This is a genomic window from Lysobacter niastensis (assembly GCF_015453285.1).
GTDB classification, from domain to species: domain Bacteria; phylum Pseudomonadota; class Gammaproteobacteria; order Xanthomonadales; family Xanthomonadaceae; genus Lysobacter_J; species Lysobacter_J niastensis.
Map to the genome: position 1 here is coordinate 180,005 of NZ_JADLZT010000006.1, position 19,074 is coordinate 199,078.

At 66.7% G+C, this 19,074-nt stretch carries 18 protein-coding genes and 1 tRNA gene; 11 read left to right on the forward strand and 8 right to left on the reverse strand.

The features are described from left to right. Positions 1-26: 26 nt before the first annotated feature. Complete coding sequence (locus IU514_RS11935) at positions 27-1,289, reverse strand: patatin-like phospholipase family protein (RefSeq protein ID WP_194931338.1); 1,263 nt, start codon at positions 1,287-1,289, stop codon at positions 27-29. A gap of 92 nt (positions 1,290-1,381) precedes the next feature. Between IU514_RS11935 and IU514_RS11940 the strand changes: the two genes are divergently transcribed. Beyond that, entirely contained in the window at positions 1,382-2,110 is a 729-nt protein-coding gene (locus IU514_RS11940) for a DUF8198 family protein (protein ID WP_194931339.1), read from the forward strand. Between the two features lie 6 nt (positions 2,111-2,116). Here the strand turns inward: IU514_RS11940 and IU514_RS11945 are convergent, their stop codons facing one another. Next, positions 2,117-2,395 (reverse strand): polyhydroxyalkanoic acid system family protein, encoded by a 279-nt coding sequence (locus tag IU514_RS11945; protein WP_194931340.1) that lies wholly within the window; start codon positions 2,393-2,395, stop codon positions 2,117-2,119. 83 nt (positions 2,396-2,478) lie between these two features. Here IU514_RS11945 and IU514_RS11950 point away from each other — a divergent pair, with 83 nt between their 5' ends. Beyond that, the gene (locus tag IU514_RS11950) at positions 2,479-3,279 is read left to right on the forward strand and encodes an FHA domain-containing protein (protein WP_324187827.1); all 801 of its coding nucleotides are present in this window, start codon (positions 2,479-2,481) and stop codon (positions 3,277-3,279) included. Here IU514_RS11950 and IU514_RS11955 read toward each other — a convergent pair. Both IU514_RS11955 and msrP read right to left on the reverse strand, forming a co-directional pair. Then, a complete protein-coding gene (locus tag IU514_RS11955; RefSeq protein WP_194931342.1) occupies positions 3,248-3,910 on the reverse strand; it encodes a protein-methionine-sulfoxide reductase heme-binding subunit MsrQ in 663 nt (220 codons plus the stop codon). The genes IU514_RS11950 and IU514_RS11955 overlap by 32 nt on opposite strands. Next, the gene (gene msrP, locus IU514_RS11960) at positions 3,910-4,878 is read right to left on the reverse strand and encodes a protein-methionine-sulfoxide reductase catalytic subunit MsrP (protein WP_194931343.1); all 969 of its coding nucleotides are present in this window, start codon (positions 4,876-4,878) and stop codon (positions 3,910-3,912) included. Before msrP ends, IU514_RS11955 begins: the two co-directional genes overlap by 1 nt. Before the next feature lie 148 nt (positions 4,879-5,026). Here msrP and serC point away from each other — a divergent pair, with 148 nt between their 5' ends. The 5 genes from serC (at position 5,027) to IU514_RS19155 (ending at position 11,579) form a co-directional block, all read left to right on the forward strand. Continuing rightward, the gene (gene serC / locus IU514_RS11965) at positions 5,027-6,112 is read left to right on the forward strand and encodes a 3-phosphoserine/phosphohydroxythreonine transaminase (protein ID WP_194931344.1); all 1,086 of its coding nucleotides are present in this window, start codon (positions 5,027-5,029) and stop codon (positions 6,110-6,112) included. A 56-nt stretch (positions 6,113-6,168) separates the two neighbouring features. Further along, the gene (gene pheA, locus IU514_RS11970) at positions 6,169-7,305 is read left to right on the forward strand and encodes a prephenate dehydratase (RefSeq protein WP_194931345.1); all 1,137 of its coding nucleotides are present in this window, start codon (positions 6,169-6,171) and stop codon (positions 7,303-7,305) included. Beyond that, positions 7,302-8,471 (forward strand): histidinol-phosphate transaminase, encoded by a 1,170-nt coding sequence (gene hisC / locus IU514_RS11975; RefSeq protein ID WP_194931346.1) that lies wholly within the window; start codon positions 7,302-7,304, stop codon positions 8,469-8,471. The genes pheA and hisC overlap by 4 nt, the downstream gene beginning before the upstream one ends. Further along, positions 8,468-9,790, forward strand: a complete 1,323-nt coding sequence (gene aroA / locus IU514_RS11980; RefSeq protein WP_194931347.1) for a 3-phosphoshikimate 1-carboxyvinyltransferase — start codon at positions 8,468-8,470, stop codon at positions 9,788-9,790. Before hisC ends, aroA begins: the two co-directional genes overlap by 4 nt. Positions 9,791-9,986: 196 nt before the next feature. After that, a complete protein-coding gene (locus tag IU514_RS19155; RefSeq protein WP_194931348.1) occupies positions 9,987-11,579 on the forward strand; it encodes an O-antigen ligase family protein in 1,593 nt (530 codons plus the stop codon). Positions 11,580-11,583: 4 nt separating this feature from the next. Here IU514_RS19155 and IU514_RS11990 read toward each other — a convergent pair whose 3' ends face one another. Then, on the reverse strand, positions 11,584-12,225 hold the full coding sequence (locus tag IU514_RS11990) for an energy transducer TonB (RefSeq protein WP_194931349.1): 642 nt from the start codon (positions 12,223-12,225) through the stop codon (positions 11,584-11,586). Between the two features lie 130 nt (positions 12,226-12,355). Here IU514_RS11990 and serS point away from each other — a divergent pair, with 130 nt between their 5' ends. Beyond that, positions 12,356-13,648, forward strand: a complete 1,293-nt coding sequence (gene serS, locus IU514_RS11995) for a serine--tRNA ligase (RefSeq protein ID WP_194931350.1) — start codon at positions 12,356-12,358, stop codon at positions 13,646-13,648. 102 nt (positions 13,649-13,750) lie between these two features. Here serS and IU514_RS12000 read toward each other — a convergent pair whose 3' ends face one another. Then, positions 13,751-14,332 carry an FMN-dependent NADH-azoreductase gene (locus IU514_RS12000; RefSeq protein WP_194931351.1) on the reverse strand — a complete coding sequence of 194 codons (582 nt, stop codon included), beginning with the start codon at positions 14,330-14,332 and terminating at the stop codon, positions 13,751-13,753. A gap of 118 nt (positions 14,333-14,450) precedes the next feature. Between IU514_RS12000 and IU514_RS12005 the strand changes: the two genes are divergently transcribed. Together IU514_RS12005 and IU514_RS12010 are read left to right on the forward strand one after the other, a co-directional pair. Beyond that, positions 14,451-15,458 carry a LysR substrate-binding domain-containing protein gene (locus IU514_RS12005; protein ID WP_194931352.1) on the forward strand — a complete coding sequence of 336 codons (1,008 nt, stop codon included), beginning with the start codon at positions 14,451-14,453 and terminating at the stop codon, positions 15,456-15,458. 33 nt (positions 15,459-15,491) lie between these two features. Further along, positions 15,492-15,581, forward strand: a tRNA-Ser gene (locus IU514_RS12010). Positions 15,582-15,649: 68 nt separating this feature from the next. Here IU514_RS12010 and IU514_RS12015 read toward each other — a convergent pair. Both IU514_RS12015 and IU514_RS12020 read right to left on the reverse strand, forming a co-directional pair. Next, complete coding sequence (locus tag IU514_RS12015; protein ID WP_194931353.1) at positions 15,650-16,459, reverse strand: isocitrate lyase/PEP mutase family protein; 810 nt, start codon at positions 16,457-16,459, stop codon at positions 15,650-15,652. A gap of 84 nt (positions 16,460-16,543) precedes the next feature. Then, positions 16,544-17,470 carry a M20/M25/M40 family metallo-hydrolase gene (locus IU514_RS12020; RefSeq protein WP_194931354.1) on the reverse strand — a complete coding sequence of 309 codons (927 nt, stop codon included), beginning with the start codon at positions 17,468-17,470 and terminating at the stop codon, positions 16,544-16,546. Between the two features lie 126 nt (positions 17,471-17,596). On the opposite strand from IU514_RS12020, the gene IU514_RS12025 reads away from it, so the two are divergent. Continuing rightward, a complete protein-coding gene (locus tag IU514_RS12025) occupies positions 17,597-18,244 on the forward strand; it encodes a response regulator (protein ID WP_194931355.1) in 648 nt (215 codons plus the stop codon). The last annotated feature ends 830 nt before the right edge of the window (positions 18,245-19,074 follow it).

Below are 19,074 nucleotides of genomic sequence, written 5' to 3' on the forward strand. Positions count from 1 at the left end.
GAGCTTTCACACCAGCCTGAGCGACGTCAGTGCGTGCCGCGTCGCCGCGTCCTGCTGGCCGGCTTGCGGGCAACCATGTGTTCGACGTCGTCCAGCGCACGTTTCAGGCGCGCGGTCGTTTCGGTGTGGCGGGAGGGCGGCGCGATGCCGTCCAGGACCGACCGCTTCTCGTCGGCCAGGATCTCGTCGCGCAAGCGGATGCCGTTGGCGGCCAGTTGCGGGCGCAGCGTCTCGGCGTTCCGGCGCAGGTCGGCCAGCGTGTTGCGGTAGGCGAGCTCGCAGATCCTGCGTCGCGAGGAGAAGCTGAAGGCATTGGTGAAGAACATCTCGCTGTCGCGGGCGTTGGGCTCGAAGACCAGCTGGTCGATGTTCGGATACTGCTGGCTGTAGCGGGCCAGTCCCACCTGCATGCGCGATTGCAGCAGCGTGCGGAAGGTCTGCGAGAGAACGGTAGGCAGCCCGCCCGCAGCCAGGCTGCGATCGTGGTCGACGGGCATGCCCTCGTTCTGGTTGAAAGGCACCAGCGGGTTGATGCCGATCATCAGGTCGATGTCCTGATCCAGCACGACCGAGGCATGCATCGTGCGGCGCAGTGCGCCGTCGACGAAGTGGCGGCCCCGGATTTCCACTGGCGGATACAGGGCGGGCAGGGCGGCGCTGGCCTGCACCGCCTGCGAGATGGGTACGTCTTCCCAGCCAGGGCCGCCGAACTTGACGGCTTCGCCGCTATCGAGGTCGACGGCCACCACGTAAAGCGGTGCGGACAAGTCGCGGAAATCGTTGCTACGGCCGCGCCGGGTGAACACGTCGCGAAGGAATTCCTCGATCTGACTGTTGTCGAACAGGCCGTTCGGCACGAGTCCACCGAAACGGGTGATCAGGTCGGCCCAGCGCGCTTCCCGCGGTGCGAACAGCAGCTCGCTCCACCATTGCGTGGCGAGTCGCGGCAGGCTGGCGGCGCGGCGAAGATACTCGTAGATCGCCGGCCGCATGAACGTGTCGGGCCGGAATTGCACGTCGTCGCTGTCGCCGGTGATGAAGATCCGGCACATCTCGGCGGTGTCCATGCGGTTGGCCAGACCGGCCGCCAGGAAAGCACCGCTGCTGACGCCGACATAGCAGTCCAGCCGATTGAGGTCGAGTCCCTCGAACGCCTCGTCGAGGGCGCGTAACGCCCCCAGCTCGTACATGCCGCCGATCGGCCCGCCGCCGGCGACCGCCAGTCCGATACGGGCCTTGGCGCCGGAGGGCTTGCTCGCCCGTTGCCGGGCGGTGTGGATGGACAGCATGGAGGCGGACACACTACGACGGAACTGGTCCCGAGTGTAGCCCAGCCCGTGGCTTGCGCCGGGCCGGGGCCGGGCCCGATGATCAGGGCGCGATGTCCAGGACCCGCGACCTCCCCGCAAGACTCGGCTGCCTGCTGGCACGCCATCAGGTCCTGCACGACCACGAACGGGAACCGCGCAACCGGTTGCGCTGGCTGCCGGAGCTGCGCCGCTGGCAGACGCAGCGACTGGAAGCGAGTTTCGACCGGTTCCTGCGCGATCCGCGCCGCCGTCCGGCCGCGCAGTTCTTCCTCACCGATGTCTACAACGACAACGACTTCAGCCGCCGCGATGCCGATATCGCGAAGGTGCTTCCGATGATGCAGCGCCTGCTGCCGGGGGCTCTGCTGGCCACGGTCGCCGACGCCATCGAATTGGGCCTGCTGACCCATGCCCTCGACCTGCGGATGGCGCAGGTGCTGGAGGAGATCGCACCGGACCGGCGCCGTCTCGATGCTGTGCTCTATGCAGAGGTGTACCGGAGGTGCGGGCTACCGCGCCTGCGTGGGCACCAGGTCGCACTGCTCGCAAAGGTCGGCATCGACCTGGGGCGGGCCATGCGGCTGCCGGGGGTGTCGATGCTGCTGAAACTCTCGCGAGGTCCGGCCCGGGCGGCCGGACTGGAGGAACTCCAGGGCTTCCTCGAACGCGGCTTCGCCGCGTTCGGTGCATTGGGGGATGCCGGCGCCTTCATCGCCGAGATCGAGGCCGATGAGCGCGAAGTCTTACGCCGGCTCTTCGCCGGGGATCCCCGGCCGTTCGGGATGACCCGCGTCGAGTGAGCGGCGTCAGGTAAAGCGTTCGTCCAGCACTCGGCGGATTTCGGCCTCGATGGGGCCCTTCAGCGCGCCGAGCAGGAACCCGAGCTGGGCCGTCACCCGCAACTGCTGCGGTTCCAGTTCGATGTGGCCGTCGACGCCACTGCGATTGAAGTGCAGGGTGCTGTCGCCGTCCCACGCGTATTCCATGCCGAACCGCTCGGAGAGCTTGTCGGCCACTTCCTGCACAGCCTGATGGGCCTGATTGGGTGCCAGCGAATGCGCGTGGCGGATATCGATCTTCGACATGGGTCCTCCCGAGTGGCGCCTATTGTGCGCGTCGAAGGTGACGGCATCCAAGTGTGCGCGGCGTCATGTTAGATTGCCGCGGCGTGGAAGCCCTCAGACTTCGATTCCAGAACCGACCCCATGCCGACCTGGCCTTGAGCCCGGGCGTGCATGCGCTTGGCATCGACCGCAGCGGCGATGCCGTGCTGGTCCATGAACTGGACGAAGCGGTCGCCCAACTGTGCGTGGACCGCCGTGGCGTATGGCTCCAGGTGCGCGCGGGTGTCCGGGGGCTGCACGTCAACGGCCGCCCGGTCAGGCGCATGGCGATGCTGCGGGTAGGCGACGCGATCTACGTCAATGGCGTCGAACTGATGCTGCTCGGCAACGAGCCGCTGCCCGTCCCGCGCAGCACCGCACAGGGGAACAGCGAGGCGCGCATGGTCCTGCGCGGTGTGGGCGGCCTGCATCACGGCCGCGCATATTCGCTGGATCAGCCGCGCGTCGTCGGCCGCGCTGCCGATTGCGACATCCGTATCAACGAACCCGCCTTTGCCGAGCACCATGCGCGGCTGGAACCGCACGCCGATGGCGTGGTCCTGCGCGATGCCGGTTCGGCCGACGGCAGCCTGGTCAATGGCGTGGCGGTGCGCGATGCCCTGCTTCGGCCTGGCGACCAAGTCGTGTTCGACCTTCAGCACCGCTTCGTGATCGAGGCTCCGGTCGGACGCGCGACGACAAGCCATGCATCAGGTGTGGTCAGGCCCGACCCGGTCGTCTCCGATACCCGCGACGAAGGCACTCGTCCGCTACCGCGGCCGATGCGCAGGATGCCGTGGCTTTTGCTGGCGGCACTGCTGATGGCCGCCGTGCTCAGCCTGCTGCTGCTGTACGGCGCGCGCTAGGGCTGTTGGCCCTGCGCAGCCGCTTCCAGAGCCTCCAGCCCAGCAGCACTGCGAGGATCCCGGCATAGAGTGCCGGTTCGCGGATGTCGGATTTCACCAGCCACCAGAAATGCAGCACGGCTAACACGCCAATCACGTAGACGAGGCGATGCAGTTGCGCCCAGCGCTTGCCCAGTCGCCGGATCGCGGCCTGGGTCGAGGTCGCGGCCAGCGGCAACAGCAGCAGCCACGCGGTGAAGCCGACCGTGATGTAGGGACGCTTGGCGATCTCTTCGAAGATCTGCGTCCAGTAGCCGCGCAGGTCCAGCACGAGATAGGCCGTGAAGTGCAGCGTCGCATAGAAGAACGTGTACAGCCCGAGCATGCGGCGGAAGCGCAGCAACACGGTCTGCCCCGTCAGCTGGCGTAACGGCGTTATGGCCAGCGTGATCATCAGGAAGCGCAGGGCCCAGAGGCCGAGGCGATGTTCGATCTCGGCGACGGGATCCGCCCCCAGTCCGCCACTGCCTGTCAGCCATTCCTGGCGGATCTGCCAGCCCAGGATCGCGGCCGGCACCAGTGCGAGCAGGTGGACGGCGGTCTTTACGCCAAAGATGGCTCGCGTACCGGGACGCCAGGTCGCGGTCGCCATCAGAACCACTTCTTCAGGTCCATGCCGGCGTACATGCCGCCCACCTGGTCGGCGTAGCCGTTGAACAGGCGGGTGGGGATCCGCTCTGCGAACAGCTTGCTGGCGGTGCCCGAGATGCGGCGCTCGGTCTTCTGGCTCCAGCGGGGGTGGTCCACGTTCGGATTCACGTTGGAGAAGAAGCCGTACTCGCTGGACTGCGCGTCATGCCAACTCGTTTCAGGCATCTTCTCGACGAAGGTGATCGCGACGATGGACTTGATGCTCTTGAAGCCGTACTTCCATGGCACCACCAGGCGGATGGGCGCGCCATTCTGCTGCGGCAGCGGTTTGCCGTAGAGGCCGGTGGCGAGCAGCGTCAAGGGATGCATCGCCTCATCTATGCGCAGCCCTTCGCGGTACGGCCAATCGAGCGCCGGATAACCGATGCCTGGCATCTGCTTGCGATCGGCGAGGGTGGTGAAGGCGACGTACTTCGCCTGCGAGGTGGGCTGGAAGCGCTTGAGCACGTCGGCGAGCGGTACGCCGAGCCACGGGATCACCATCGACCAGCCCTCGACGCAGCGAAGCCGATAGATGCGTTCCTCAGGCGTCAGCCCTTTGATGAGATCTTCCAGCGCGACCCGCCCCGGCTTGGCGCAGTGTCCGCCGACCGCCACGGTCCACGGACTCGTGCGCAGCGTGCGCGCCGCCCGCGAGGGATCCGCCTTGTTGGTGCCGAACTCGTAGAAATTGTTGTACGTGGTGACATCCTCGTAACGCGTGAGCGTTTCGGACGTCCGGAATCCCGAGCGCGCCTGCTCGGGCGTGATGGTGACCTTCGGCGGGGGCGGTGGGTCGGCATCGGCACAACCCGCCAACCCCAGGGCCGGCGAAGCCGCCAGGGCGGCGAGCAGTCGCCGCCGCTCGCGGTACACCGACTCGTCGGTGATTTCGGCGGCGGGAATCTTCAGGGTATCGCGCAGCGACATGACAGGCTCCGGCAGCGCTGGGGGGCGGGCTGCATCAGCAATATAGAGGTCTTTGCCGGGCAAAAAGTTGCGATGGAAACCATGAATCCGTTGTCTGTTGCACTGCGGCATACTAGGTCTTCACCCCCTAATGCCGATGGAGCGTTTCATGTCCCGCGCCTACAACTTCAGTGCCGGCCCCGCGACCCTTCCCGAACCGGTGCTGCAGCAGGCGCAGGCGGAAATGCTCGATTGGCACGGCGTCGGCGCGTCGATCGTCGAACTCAGCCATCGCGGCCCGGAGTTCATGCAGGTGGCGCAGGAGGCCGAGGCCGACCTGCGCACGCTGATGTCGATTCCGGACGATTACGCCGTGCTGTTCCTGCAGGGCGGCGCGACGACGCAGCAGGCACTGATCGCGCTGAACTTTGCCGATCCGGGCCAGTCGGCCGACTACGTGATCACGGGGCACTGGGGCAAGACCGCCCTCAAGCAGGTCAAGCCGTATGTGAATGCAACCGTTGCCGCCAATGGCGAAGCGGGCGGCTTCCGCGACATTCCCGCCCGCGGTGAATGGAAGCTGTCCGACGATGCGGCGTACGTGCATTACACCGCCAACGAGACCATCCATGGCGTCGAGTTCCGCGATATTCCCGACGTCGGTTCGACGCCGGTGTTTGCAGACTTCAGCTCGTCGATCGCCTCCGAACCGCTGGATGTGTCCAGGTTTGGCCTGATCTATGCCGGCGCGCAGAAGAACCTCGGCCCGGTGGGCGTGGCCGTGGTGATCGTCCGTCGCGATCTGCTCGAACGCGCCGGCCAGCCGCGCGCGGAGATCCTCGACTACCGCGCCCACGTCAAGGGCGAATCCATGCTCAACACGCCGCCGACCTGGAACTGGTATCTGGCCGGCCTGGTGTTCAAGTGGATGATCAAGGAAGGCGGCGTCGCCGAGTTCGCCAAGCGCAATGCGCGCAAGGCGGCAGCGCTGTACGAGGTGATCGACGGTTCCGGCGGGTTCTATCGCAACGAAGTGGCGGCGCCCGTGCGCTCGCGCATGAACGTGCCGTTCTTCCTGCACGACGAGGCGCTCGACAAGCCGTTCCTGAAGGAAGCGGAGGCCGCCGGCCTGATCTCGCTCAAGGGACATCGCGCGCTCGGCGGCATGCGCGCTTCGATCTACAACGCGATGCCCGAGGAAGGCGTGCAGGCGCTAGCCGCCTTCATGCGCGACTTCCAGCAACGGAACGGGTAAGTGGCACAGCCGGCGCCTCGTGGGCGTCGGCTGCGGCCGCGTAAGGTAACGGGACAATGAAAAGCAAGACTCCTAAAACGAAGCAACCCGCCGAGAAAAAGGCGCCGGAGCAACCAGGCTTGGACCTGGCCACGCTGCGCGAGCGCATCGACGGCATCGATCGCCACATCCAGGAGCTGATCGCCGAGCGCGCACAGTTCGCCAACCAGGTAGGCAAGGCCAAGGGCAAGCTGGCCGCCGCGGTCGATTATTACCGGCCAGAGCGCGAGGCCCAGGTCTTGCGCCGTGTCGTCGACCGCAACGATGGCCCGCTCAACGACGAAGTGCTGGTGCGGCTGTTCCGCGAGATCATGTCGGCCTGCCTGGCGCAGCAGGAGCCCTTGAAGATTGGCTACCTGGGGCCGGAAGGCACGCACTCGCAGCAGGCCGTCTACAAGCACTTCGGCCATTCGATCCACGGGTTGCCGCTGTCGAGCATCGAAGAGGTGTTCCAGGAAGTGGAGGCGGGCCATGCCGACTTCGGCGTGGTGCCGGTGGAGAACTCCACCCAGGGCACGATCCAGTCGACCTTGGACATGTTCCTCACCTCGAAGCTGAAGATCTGCGGCGAGGTCGAACTTCGCGTTCACCAGCACCTGCTCTCGCGCAACGGCCGAATCGAGGATATCGAACGCGTCTACTCGCACCCGCAATCCTTCGCCCAGTGCAAGGCATGGCTGCGCCAGTACCTGCCCAAGGCGGAGAAGATCCCGGTTTCCAGCAACGCCGAAGCGGCGCGCCGGGCGCGCAATGCCGAGGACGCCGCGGCCATCGCCGGCATCAGTGCCGCGAACGTCTACGGCCTGAAGTCCGTCGCTGGGCCGATCGAGGACCGGCCCGACAACACCACGCGCTTCCTGGTGATCGGTCGCGAGCTGTTTCCGCCCTCGGGCAACGACCGCACCTCGCTGCTGGTCTTCATCAAGGACCAGCCCGGCGCGCTCTACCATGTGCTGGCACCGTTCGCGAAGCACGGCCTGAGCATGAACCGCATCGAGTCGCGGCCCGGCCACACCGGCCTGTGGCAGTACGCATTCTTCATCGACGTCAGCGGTCACGTGCATGAGGAAGCGATGCGCCATGCAGTCGACGAACTCGACGAGTACGCGCAGGAAGTGAAGGTGCTGGGCTCGTACCCGGTCGCGATCGCATGAGCGCGCCAGCGATCCACGGCAGCGACGATCGCGCCGATTTCGACGAGGCCTGGTTCGCGGCACGTGCGCAACCGGGCGTGCAACGCCTGCGCGCCTACGATCCGGGGCACGACCTGGTGGCATTGCGCCGCAGATTCGGCGAATCGCAGCTGGTCGAGCTGGGGTCCAACGAGAATCCCTACGGCCCGTCGCCTGCGGCCAGGCAGGCGATCGTCGAGCAGTTGCACGCGATCCATCGCTATCCCGATCCGCTCGGTGGCGACTTGAAGCGGGCGCTGGCGGCGAAGCATGGCGTGCTGACGTCGCAGATCCTGCTGGGCAATGGATCGCATGAGTTGCTGATGCTGCTGGGCCAGGTGTTTGCCGGACCGGGTGACGAGGTCGTGTTCTCGCGCTACGGATTTGCCGTGTTCGCGCTGTCGACGCAGGCCGCCGGTGCCACCGCGCGCGTGGTCGAAGCGCTGCCGCGCGAGCATCTCCTGATGCCGCTTGGCCATGATCTCGAAGCGATCGCATCCTCCATTACCGCGCAGACCAGGCTGGTCTACCTGGCCAATCCGAACAATCCGACCGGCACCTGGTTTGGACGGGAAGCGTTCGCGGCGTTCATGGCCCGCGTCCCGCGCGAGGTCATCGTCGTGATGGACGAGGCCTATGCCGAAATGGCCGATGCCGACTCGGACGCGGCGACTGCGCTGCCCTGGCTGGCCTCGCATCCCAACCTGGTACTGACTCGAACCTTCAGCAAGGCGTACGGGCTGGCCGGATTGCGCGTGGGTTACCTCATTGGCGCGCCCGGTCTGGTCGCGGTAATGGAGCGGTTGCGCGAGAGTTTCAACGTCAACGGTCCGGCACTCGCCGCCTGCGAGGCGGCGCTGGGCGACGACGAGCACCAGCAATGGGCCTGCGCGCAGAATGCCGGGCAGCGAGCCGCTCTCAGCGCAGCTTTGGCATCGCGAGGATTGAAGGTCTATCCGTCGCAGACCAATTTTGTACTGGCCGAGTTCGGCCCGCGTACAGCGCAGATCGAGACCGCGCTGGTGTCGCGGGGCGTGGTGCTGCGGCCGATGGCGGGCTATGGGCTCGCCGACTGCCTGCGCATCACTGTCGGTACCGACGACGAGAATCGTCGCCTGCTGGCGGCCATCGACGCGGTGCTGGAATGAGCACGCCGCCGCAGGCCTGGAACGCCCGTCGCGGCAGTCCTCTGCGCGGCAGCCTGCGTGTGCCGGGCGACAAGTCGGTGTCGCACCGGGCGATCATGCTCGGCGCCCTTGCCGAAGGTACGACGCACGTCACCGGTTTCCTCGAAGGCGAGGACACGCGGGCGACGGCGCGGGTGTTCGAGCAACTGGGCGTGCGCATCGAGACTCCCAGCGCCAACGAACGCATCGTCCATGGTGTCGGCCTGCACGGCCTGACGGGCAGTACCGGCCCGCTCGACTGCGGAAACGCTGGTACCGGCATGCGCCTGCTGGCAGGCGTGTTGGCCGGTCAGGCATTCGACAGTCTGCTGGTTGGTGACGAGTCGCTTTCGAAGCGGCCGATGCGCCGCGTGATCGAGCCGCTGGAACGCATGGGGGCCGTCATCGCTTCGGAACCCGGTGGCTTGCCTCCGCTGCGCATCGAGGGCGCACGAACGTTGCGGGGCGTCGAGTACACGCTGCCGGTGGCCAGTGCGCAGGTGAAATCCGCCCTGCTGCTGGCGGGGTTGTATGCGCAGGGAGAGACGGTGGTTCGCGAGCCACACCCGACACGCGATTACACCGAGCGCATGCTCGCTGCGTTTGGCTGGCCAATCGAGTACGCATCCGGGTTTGCCCGCCTGCAGGGCGGCCATCGGCTCCAGGCGCGCACCGTGAGCGTGCCCGCCGATTTCTCGTCAGCGGCTTTCTTCCTGGTGGCGGCGAGCATCGTTCCAGGCTCGGAGCTTCGGCTGGAGGCGGTCGGCATGAACCCGCGGCGCACCGGTTTGCTCACCGCATTGCGTTGGATGGGAGCCGATATCCGCGAGGAAAACGTGAGCGAGGCGGGCGGCGAGCCGGTCGCCGATCTCGTCGTGCGGCATGCGCAGCTGCGGGGCATCGAGATCGGCGGAGAACTGGTGCCGGACATGATCGACGAGTTTCCGGCGCTGTTCGTCGCCGCAGCCTGCGCCGAAGGCGCTACCGTCATCCGCGACGCCGCCGAACTGCGCGTCAAGGAGTCGGATCGCATCGCCGCGATGGCGGCAGGCATGCGTGCGCTGGGTATCGAGGTCGAGGAGCATCCCGATGGCGCCACCATCGTTCCGGGCAGGCTGACAGGTGGCGCGATCGACAGCCGCGGCGACCATCGCATCGCGATGAGCTTCTCGGTGGCGGCGCAATGCGCCAGTGCCGACGTCCGGATCCATGACATCGCCAATGTCGCGACCTCGTTCCCGGGATTCGAGGTGCTGGCGCGCGGGATTGGCATGCAAGTGGGTGTCGAAGCCGAGAACTGATGACGTTCTCGGATCGAACACGCTGTTTGGAGTAGAGTTTCGACCCGAAGGGAGGGCCGGCTGGCGCCTTCGGAGGACAAGGAAGCCGTGATTCACGGCCGTACAGGATGGATGTGATAGGAAATCATGCCCTGCAATAACCAACAGGTAGTTTGAGATGACCGGACCTGACATGCCGGCATCGACGAGCACCGCCGTGAACGATTACGCGCCAGGTATTCCGCAGTCCGGTGAGGCTGGCAGCCGTACCCGGAGAAGGGGCGCACGCCTGCGTCTGCCCGATCTGCCGTTGGACGTGCCGGGTTGGCTGATGCGCCTGGCCATGGCGGCGATGGCGTTCATGGCTTTTTTTTCGATGACCAACTTCGGTTGGCAGCTGAGGCCGGAGCATGGCGGGTACATGCTGCTGGTCGCGCTGCTGATGGCGGGCGTGCGTCCCTGGCGTGAGTTGGCCGCACAGCCGGCGGCGCAGGCTGTGCTCGTGTTTTCGGGCTTCCTGGTGCTGCAGGCTGCCTATGTGACCTGGGTGGAGCCCGCGGATCCCGCGTGGGGCTTCCCGGAACAACTCACCACGGCGAGCAAGCTGGTCCGTCTGGGGGCTTTCAGTTGCTTTCTCGGCTGGTGGCTGTCCCTTGTGCCCAGGGCCATCCCGTATCTGTTCGTCCTGATGGTGCTCGGCCTGTTGTCCAGCGTATTGATCTTCATGCCCTGGACCGACCTCGCCGCGGTGATCGATGGACAGCTGAGGCCGAGTTTCCGCATTCCCGAGAACCTTGCCGGCCAGCTGGCCGCCGTCGCGGGATGGCTCGCGGTGTGCATGATGGCCGCGCTCTGGTTTCGTCGCCCTACGCGCGAACGTAGAGCGACCCTGATCGCCGGGTTCCTGGTCGCCTATCTGGGGTGCCTGTGTGCGCTGCTGATCTCGCAGTCGCGGGGCGCCTGGCTGGCGTTCGCGGTCACACTGCCGATCGTCGCTGTCGGGCTATGGTGGATGCGCGGCGGACGCGGTTTTTCGACAAAGGCGTGGCCGCCGTTGTTGATGGTGGTGGTCACAACCGCGGTACTGCTGTTCGGCGGACGCGACATCCTGTCGGTGAGGCTTTCGACGGCTACCCGGCTGCTGGATGTGGAGTCAACGACAGTTCCGGCCGTGGACGCGCCGGCCCAAGCAAAGCAGGCGTCGCTTGTACCGGCTCCGTCTCCCGCTGCAGGAAAAGTTGTGGGTGCGCCCAGCGCTCCGCCTGCCGAGCAGGCCATCGCATCGACGGCAAACGAGGCGATTCAGGCACCGGTAAAGCCTGTGGCACAGGTCGCGCCCACGCCGCCCGGGCTTGCGCAGTCCGATGTCGTGGCCATCAAGGCCGTGAGTGTCCGGATGCAGCTCTACGAACTGGGTATGGAGAAGTGGCATGAGCGACCGTGGCTCGGCTGGGGCATGCGAACCACGCATACCTTGATCGAGAAAGCCAGGTTCGACACCGGTGTGCCACACGTGCATCTCCACAACGCCTATCTCGATACGCTCGTCGGAATCGGGCTGGTGGGAGCGACGCTGTTGATGCTTGTGTTCGCGCTGCTGATGCGCGAACTGGTGCTGGCCTGGCGAGCGGGCCTCCTCACGACGGCCACGCTCTGGGTGTTCGGTGGGTGCTTCGGCATCGTGCTGGTGGCCAACGCCTTCGATTCGCTGCTGTGGCGATTCGAGTACTCGCGCGCCCCGCTGGAAATACTGTTCGGGTGCTGTATCGCCTATGGGCTGATCCGTCGCCGCGCCACGGCGAAGTCCTGACGGCTCAGCGGCTGGCTTCGAAGGTGATCGGCACGGCGATCGTGCCGGTGGCGGCTTCGCCGTCGCGCATCGCGGGAGTGAACCGCCAGCGCCTCACGGCGTCCATGGCGGCGCGATCGAGCAGACGCGAGCCGCTGCTGGTGGCGACGCTGACCTCATCGGGAACACCATCCACGCCGATTTCGGCACGCACCGTGACGGTTCCGCTCTCGCCGCGCCGCAACGCCGCCGCCGGGTAGCGCGGCGCGGGGGATTGGCCGGGGATCGGCTTCGGGTCGCGTAGCGCGGTAGCGACCGGGGCCGGATGGGCTGCTGCCACTTCCGGAGCGTGCGGGGCCGGAGCGGCCTCGACCAAGCGAGGCTTGTCTGCGTTTTCGTGCATTTCCGGGGTCTTGCCCATGCCGCTGGCACCGTCGCGCTCGCCGGGCAGCGGCGTCGGCAGGGGCGCATAGTCCGGGCCGGCCGCGGTGGGCAAGGCGAGGGTGGCGCCAGAGGACCCAGGGGCTCGATCCCCGGAAGTCGCCAGCGCGAACAGCACCAGTCCGGCGACGAAGGCTGCCAGCACCCAGAGCAGGGATCGCGCAGACGGCTGCCAATCCTGGAACTGGAACCTGTGTCGTGACGGGGCAGGGGACGTGGCCGGCATGCGGGCTCCGAGGGCGGGAATCCTCCGGATTCTGCGCGGAACCGGGTTAACGGTTGGGCAACCTGGTCGCCCCGGGACGCCTTTACACGCGATAATCGCGAACTCGATCACCCCTCATCCATCCACTGCCATGCTTGATCCGAACCTGCTGCGCCACAACCCCGCCGAACTCGCCGCGCGCCTGCGCCAGACCCGTGGCTACGAACTCGACGCGAGTGCGCTGGAGTCGATGGAGGCCGAGCGCAAGCAGATCCAGATCCGCACGCAGGAACTGCAGAACCTGCGCAATACGCGTTCCAAGGCGATCGGCCAGGCCAAGGCCAAGGGTGAGGACGTCGCCGCCCTGATGGCGGAAGTGGCCGGATTCGGCGACGAGCTCAAGGCCAGCGAGGCTCGACTGGAGGCGATCCGCGCCGACATCGAGGCGATTGCGCTGACCATCCCCAACGTGCCGCACGAATCCGTGCCGCTGGGCAACGACGAAGCGCACAACGCCGAACAGCACCGCTGGGGTACGCCGCGCAGCTTCGACTTCGCTGTCAAGGACCATGTCGAGCTCGGCGCGCGCAATGGCTGGCTCGACGGCGACACCGCGGCCAAGCTCAGCGGCGCCCGCTTCACCGTGCTGCGCGGCCCCATCGCGCGCCTGCACCGTGCGCTCGCGCAGTTCATGCTCGACCTGCACGTGGGCGACCACGGCTACCAGGAAACCAATGTGCCGCTGCTGGTCAACGCCGACAGCATGCGCGGCACCGGCCAGCTGCCGAAGTTCGAGGACGACCTGTTCGCCACCACCGTGGGCGAGGGCGAGCATGCGCACAAGCGTTACCTGATCCCGACCTCGGAAGTGCCGCTCACCAACATCGTGCGCGACGAGATCGTCGAGGCCGACGCGCTGCCGATGCGAATGACCGCACATTCGATGTGCTTCCGCGCCGAAGCCGGCAGCCATGGTCGCGATACGCGCGGCATGATCCGCCAGCACCAGTTCGAGAAGGTCGAGCTGGTGTCGATCACCGCGCCGGAAAACAGTTATGCCGAGCACGAGCGCATGACGCGCTGTGCCGAAGTCGTATTGGAGAAGCTCGGTCTGCCCTACCGCCGCATGCTGCTGTGCACCGGCGACATGGGGTTCGCGGCGACCAAGACCTACGACCTGGAAGTGTGGCTGCCCAGCCAGGACACGTATCGCGAAATCTCGTCCTGTTCCAACTGCGAGTCGTTCCAGGCGCGGCGCATGCAGGCGCGCTGGCGCAATCCGGCGACTGGCAAGCCGGAGCTGGCGCACACGCTCAATGGCTCGGGTGTCGCGGTCGGCCGTGCGCTGATCGCGGTGATGGAGAACTACCAGAACGCCGACGGTTCGATCACCGTCCCGGACGTGCTGCGCCCGTACATGGGCGGGATCGACTGCATCGGCTGATGCGCGCATCCCACCGGAAGTAAAAAAACGGGCCCGCATTGCGGGCCCGTTGCGCGACCGGCGCATCCTGGGGAGGGAGGAAGCCGGTCGAGCGGGTCAGGCTCAGGCAGCAGCGCGCAGCGGCTCCGGCAGCGAGGCGCGGGCCGCAGCCAGCGCGTCGGCGCGATGCTGGTCCGAATAGGCGACGCCTTCGGCGCGGACGATCTCGATATCGGTGATGCCGAGGAAGCCGAACACGTGGCGCAGGTAGGCCTCCTGGAAGTCGGCCGGGCTGGAGTCGCCGTAGATGCCGCCGCGACCGCTGACGACAACCACGCGCTTGCCGCCCGCGAGGCCCTTCGGGCCGTTCTCGTCGTACTTGAAGGTCTTGCCGGCCACCGCGACGCGGTCGATCCAGGCCTTCAGCGTCGAGGGAATTCCGAAGTTGTAAAACGGCGCGCCGATCACCACTACATCCGCAGACAGGAACTGATCCATCACGGCGGCAGCGTCAGCAGCCTCGGCGGCATCGGCCTGGGCCAGCGAACGGCCGGTCAGGTGGGGGATCGGGTTGCTGTCCAGGTCGCGGTATTCGACGGTCAGCCCCGGGTGGGCCTCCTGCCAGCGGGCGGCGACCGCCGCGCTCAGTTCACGGGTCACCGAATTGGCGCCGAGGGCGCTGGAATCGAGGTGCAGGAGCTTCATGGGGGGGCCTCTTTGGCTGGATGCGGCGGGCGCCGCGTTGGAGATCAAGTTAGGTTGTTGCCCCCGTGGGATAAAGCTGGTCCAATACCACTAACCGTTCCGATTTTGGAATTATGCCATGCAAGACCTCAACGACCTCTATTACTTCGCGATGGTGGTCGACCACGGCGGATTCGCCGCGGCCGAGCGCGCACTGGGTATTCCGAAGTCGCGACTGAGCCGGCGCATCAGCCAGCTCGAGACCGACCTGGGCGTGCGCCTGCTACAGCGTTCCACCCGCCGCTTCGCCGTGACTGACGTGGGGAACAGCGTCTACCGGCATGCCCAGTCGATGTTGGCCGAGGCGCAGGCCGCGCATGAGGTGGTCGACCGGCTGAGTGCCGAGCCGCGTGGTGTGATCCGGGTCAGCGTCCCCGTCGGATTGGCGCAGCAGCACATGCCCAAGCTGTTGCCGGAGTTCCTGGCGCGCTATCCGCAGGTGCGCGTGCAACTGCTGGTCAGCAACCGCCGCGTGGACATCATCAACGAAGGCATCGACGTCGCCCTGCGCGTGCGCTCCAAGCTCGACGATGACGGGAGCCTGGTGATGCGCAGCTTCGGCCAGATCCAGGAACTGCTGGTCGCCAGTCCGGACTACCTGCGCCGCATGGGCCGGCCGCAGAACCCCGACGAACTTTCCGACCACGTCACGCTCAGCATGAGCGAGGACGATGCGCGCCAGCGCTGGGAACTGCACGGTCCCGACGGCGACGTGCGCCGTGTCGAACTGAAGCCGCGCGTGATGGGCTTCGATTTTCCGATGCTGATGGCGCTCGCGCAGCAGGGCGTCGGTATCACGCTGCTGCCGGAAACGATCTGCGGCGACGCGGTGCGTCGTGGCGAACTCGAAGTGGTCCTGCCGTACTGGCGCCTGCCACAGGGCATCTTCCACGCCGTGTTTGCGTCGCGCCGCGGCCTGTTGCCGGCGGTCCGCGTCTTCATCGACTACATCGCCGAGAAGGCGCCGGCCCTGGTCGAATCGGCCCGCCTGCAATGCAGCGACATCAAGGGCGCACCGTGCCCGGAAGGGATCAAGGCCGCGACGGGGGCCGCGACCGCCGAACCTCGCATTCCCTCGCAGGCGTGAGAGAATGCGCGGCCGCCCGCAAGGCGGATCACCGGAGAGATGGCCGAGTGGTTTAAGGCAGCGGTCTTGAAAACCGCCGAAGGGTCAAACCTTCCGTGGGTTCGAATCCCACTCTCTCCGCCACGGATGCTTGAAGCCCGCCTTTCGGCGGGCTTCGTTTTTTCTGAGCCAGCTAACGGTCAGCACGGCTTTCAGCGGCTCTCGAACAGCTTGTTGAGCGCGCCATAGTCCATCGCCGTGGTTGCACCGGCATCGAGCCGTCCGCTTCGAAGAAACGTCTCCGCCAGATGCCGTGTCTGGCCGTAACCGAACTCCGCCAGGTCCGAGCCCGCGCTCAGGCGGCGAACACCGAGCGAAGCCAGTGCGTCGATATCGGGAAGCTGTGGTCGCAGCAACAGGTTGAGCGGCAGGCCTGCCTGGGCGGTGACGGCGGCGATCTCGTCACGGTCGGCCAGGCCCGGCACGAACAGGCCGTCCGCGCCTGCGTCGCGATAACGGGCTGCACGCGAAAGCGTGGGCTCGACGCGCGCGCCGGGAGCGGCCAGCGCGCGCAGGTAGATATCGGTGCGTGCATTGATGAAGACGTTCGTGCCTGCACGCGCGCAAGCGCGCTTGATGTGCTCGATCTTCGCGCAGAGCAGGTCGGGCGGGGAGGCGCCGTCTTCCAGGTTGATGCCCGCGACGCCGGCATCGGCGAGGCGCGCGACGGTGTCGGCCACCGTCGCAGGATCGTCGGAGTAACCGCCTTCGACATCCACCGTCAGCGGAACGCGGATCACACGCAGGATGTCGGCCACGGTCGCCGCCAGCCGCGTCACCGGCAGATGATCGCCGTCCCCATATCCGTGCGACCACGCCACGCCTGCGCTGGTCGTGGCGATGGCCTTCGCTCCCAGGCTTTCAATCAGGCGCGCCGTGCCGGCGTCCCAGGCGTTGGCCAACAGCAGTATTCCGTCCTGGTGCAGGCGGCGGAAGCTTTCGAAGCCGGAAGCGGTATCCATGCGTTTGTTCTCCGATGCGAGGGGGGGGCGCGGGCATCATCACCCGCGCGATGCGGTGGCGCCCGCCATTTTCGGACGGCGATGTTATTTCGCTTTTTGCGCACCAGCGCTGGCGGCATCCCAGCGGCGCAATGCATCCTCGACCGCGTCGACGCCACGCACCGCCTGCTGTGCGTCGATCTCGGCAACGACGTCGGCGTCGCTGTGGATTACTCGCATCACCTTGGCCGGCGTCTTGGGTTTTTCGCCCGCATATGCCGCGAGGATCGGCCCGATCTCGTCGTTGCCGATCAGCGAATACGACACGGCGGGCCAGCCGGCCTTGAGGAAGGCCAGGTGGTCGGTGGGCGGATACTGCGGTCCGGCTGAAAGCTTGAGGCCGTGCGCGGCGACGGCGGTTTCGCTTGCGGACACCAGCGGCCCGGTGGGTTCGGGCGTCATCATCCATACCGTGTCGCCCCAGCCGAACACGTCGAAATTGACGTAGAGCTGTGGCTTCTCGCTGTTGTCGGACACGTAGGCCTTGGCGCCCAGCAGGCCCATTTCCTCCAGGTCCCAGAACGCGGCCACGACGCGATGATTGCGCAGCGGCTCGCGCTTGAAGCGCTCGGCCAGTGCCAGCACGGTGGCACTGCCGGATGCATTGTCGGTCGCGCCACGTCCCACGGCGACACGATCGGAATGCGCGCCGATCAACAGCAACGGTGCGTCGGCCGCGCCGCTGACATCGGCGAACAGGTTGTGGCCTTCATGTTCGCCCGCCTTGAACGTACGGCTGTGCCACTTCAATCCGATCGCATCGAGTCGATGCCCGATCGCCTGGCGGCGTCCGGCGTTATCGGTGGCCTGGGCCATCGACTCCACGGTGGCCAGCCAGGACGCGGCGGCTGCGGACGTTGCGGTCGCAGCCGCGGGAGCAGCGGAGGCCGTGTCGGCGGGTGCGTGCGTGCAGGCGGCCAGCGCCAGCGTGACAGCCGCGGCAAGTGCGAGGAACGTGGGCTTGGGGGACATTGCAGGCTCCTTCCTGGTTAAAGGGGCAGTGTGCACAGTGTCACGTGGGGCGAATGTGCCATTGGTTGCGCGCCATGCTGCGGGTCAGTAGCCTCGACTGCACCCAAGGAAGAGGGAGTGATCAGGATGACCATCCGTGTATTCATCGTCGACGACCACGCGCTAGTGCGAACCGGCATGCGCATGATCTTGTCTGCGGAAACCGACATCGAAGTGGTCGGCGATGCCGACACCGGTGAACAGGCCTTGCCGATGATCCGCAAGCTCAGGCCCGACGTCGTCCTGTGCGACCTGCACCTGCCTGGCGTGAGCGGGCTCGAGGTCACCGAACGCGTGGTCAAGATGGACCAGGGGCCGCGCGTGATCATTGTATCGGTGCTTGAAGACGGGCCGATGCCCAGACGCCTGCTCGAGGCCGGTGCATCCGGGTACGTCGGCAAGGGCGGGGATGCAGGCGAACTGGTGCGGGCGGTGCGCGACGTCGCGCGCGGAAAGCGCTATCTGGCAAGCAGCATCGCGCAGCACTTGGCACTGGCCGGCATCAATGGCGACGGCTCACCCTTCGATGAGCTGTCGCCGCGAGAACTGGAAGTCGCGTTGCTGCTGGTACAGGGATTGCGCCAGGAGGACATCGCCAAGCGCCTGTGCCTGAGTGCCAAGACGATCAATACGCACAAGACGCGGTTGTTCGAGAAGCTCGGTATCCACGACAACATCGCGCTCGCGAGGATGGCGGGGCAGTACGGACTGCTGGATCCGGCCAACGCGATCTGAGCGTGGCTGGAGCAAAAAAACAGGCCGCTTTCGCGGCCTGTTTTTTTCTTTACGGGTTTGACGATGCCTGTCAGGCGTGACGCTCGGTCTTCTCGTCGCCTTCGTGCTCGTCTGCAGCCAGCTCCGCACCCGACACCGCGGCATCGGCAGGAGCTTCCGGCTGATCGAACAGGCTGCCGGTCTGCGGGATGGGTCTCGCGGGCGGAGCGGAAGCCGGTTCGACGACGGCGGCCGCATCAGTCTGGGCCGGGGCCGCATCTTCCGGAGCACGCGTCGGCTCGCTTTCGACCGGTACGGCGACCGGCGTCTCTTCGACGACGGTTTCCTCGACCACCGTCGGCGGCGGAACCACTTCCGGCGAGACCTCGGTCTGCTCGACTTCCACGGTTTCCTCCACCGGCGCCGGCTTCGGCTGGGCAGCGACCACCGGAGCTTCCTGTACCGGCGGCACCGCGGCTACCGGGGCAGCGTGGCGCACGGCCTCGGTCACTGCCGCGGCGAGCGCGGCAGGCGCCGCGACCGCAACCACTGGAGCCGAGGCTGCCGGGGCGGGAGCAGGAGTGGGCTCGGACTTCGGGGCCGGGACGTCGTCGAAGTCGAACTCGGGCTGGGAACGCTGGACGCCAGGCTCAGCCGTCGTTGCCGATGCTTCGTCGGCTTCGCCGCCCTCCATCATGTCGTCTTCCTCGTCGAGGAAGCCATCGTCCGCGTGCAGTTGCGATTCGCCGTTCGCGGCCTCGGTGCCTGCAGCGCTACCGCGGCGACGGCGGCGACCACCACGGCGTCCGCGACGACGGCGTCCACTGCCTTCACCGGCTGCTCCATCAGCG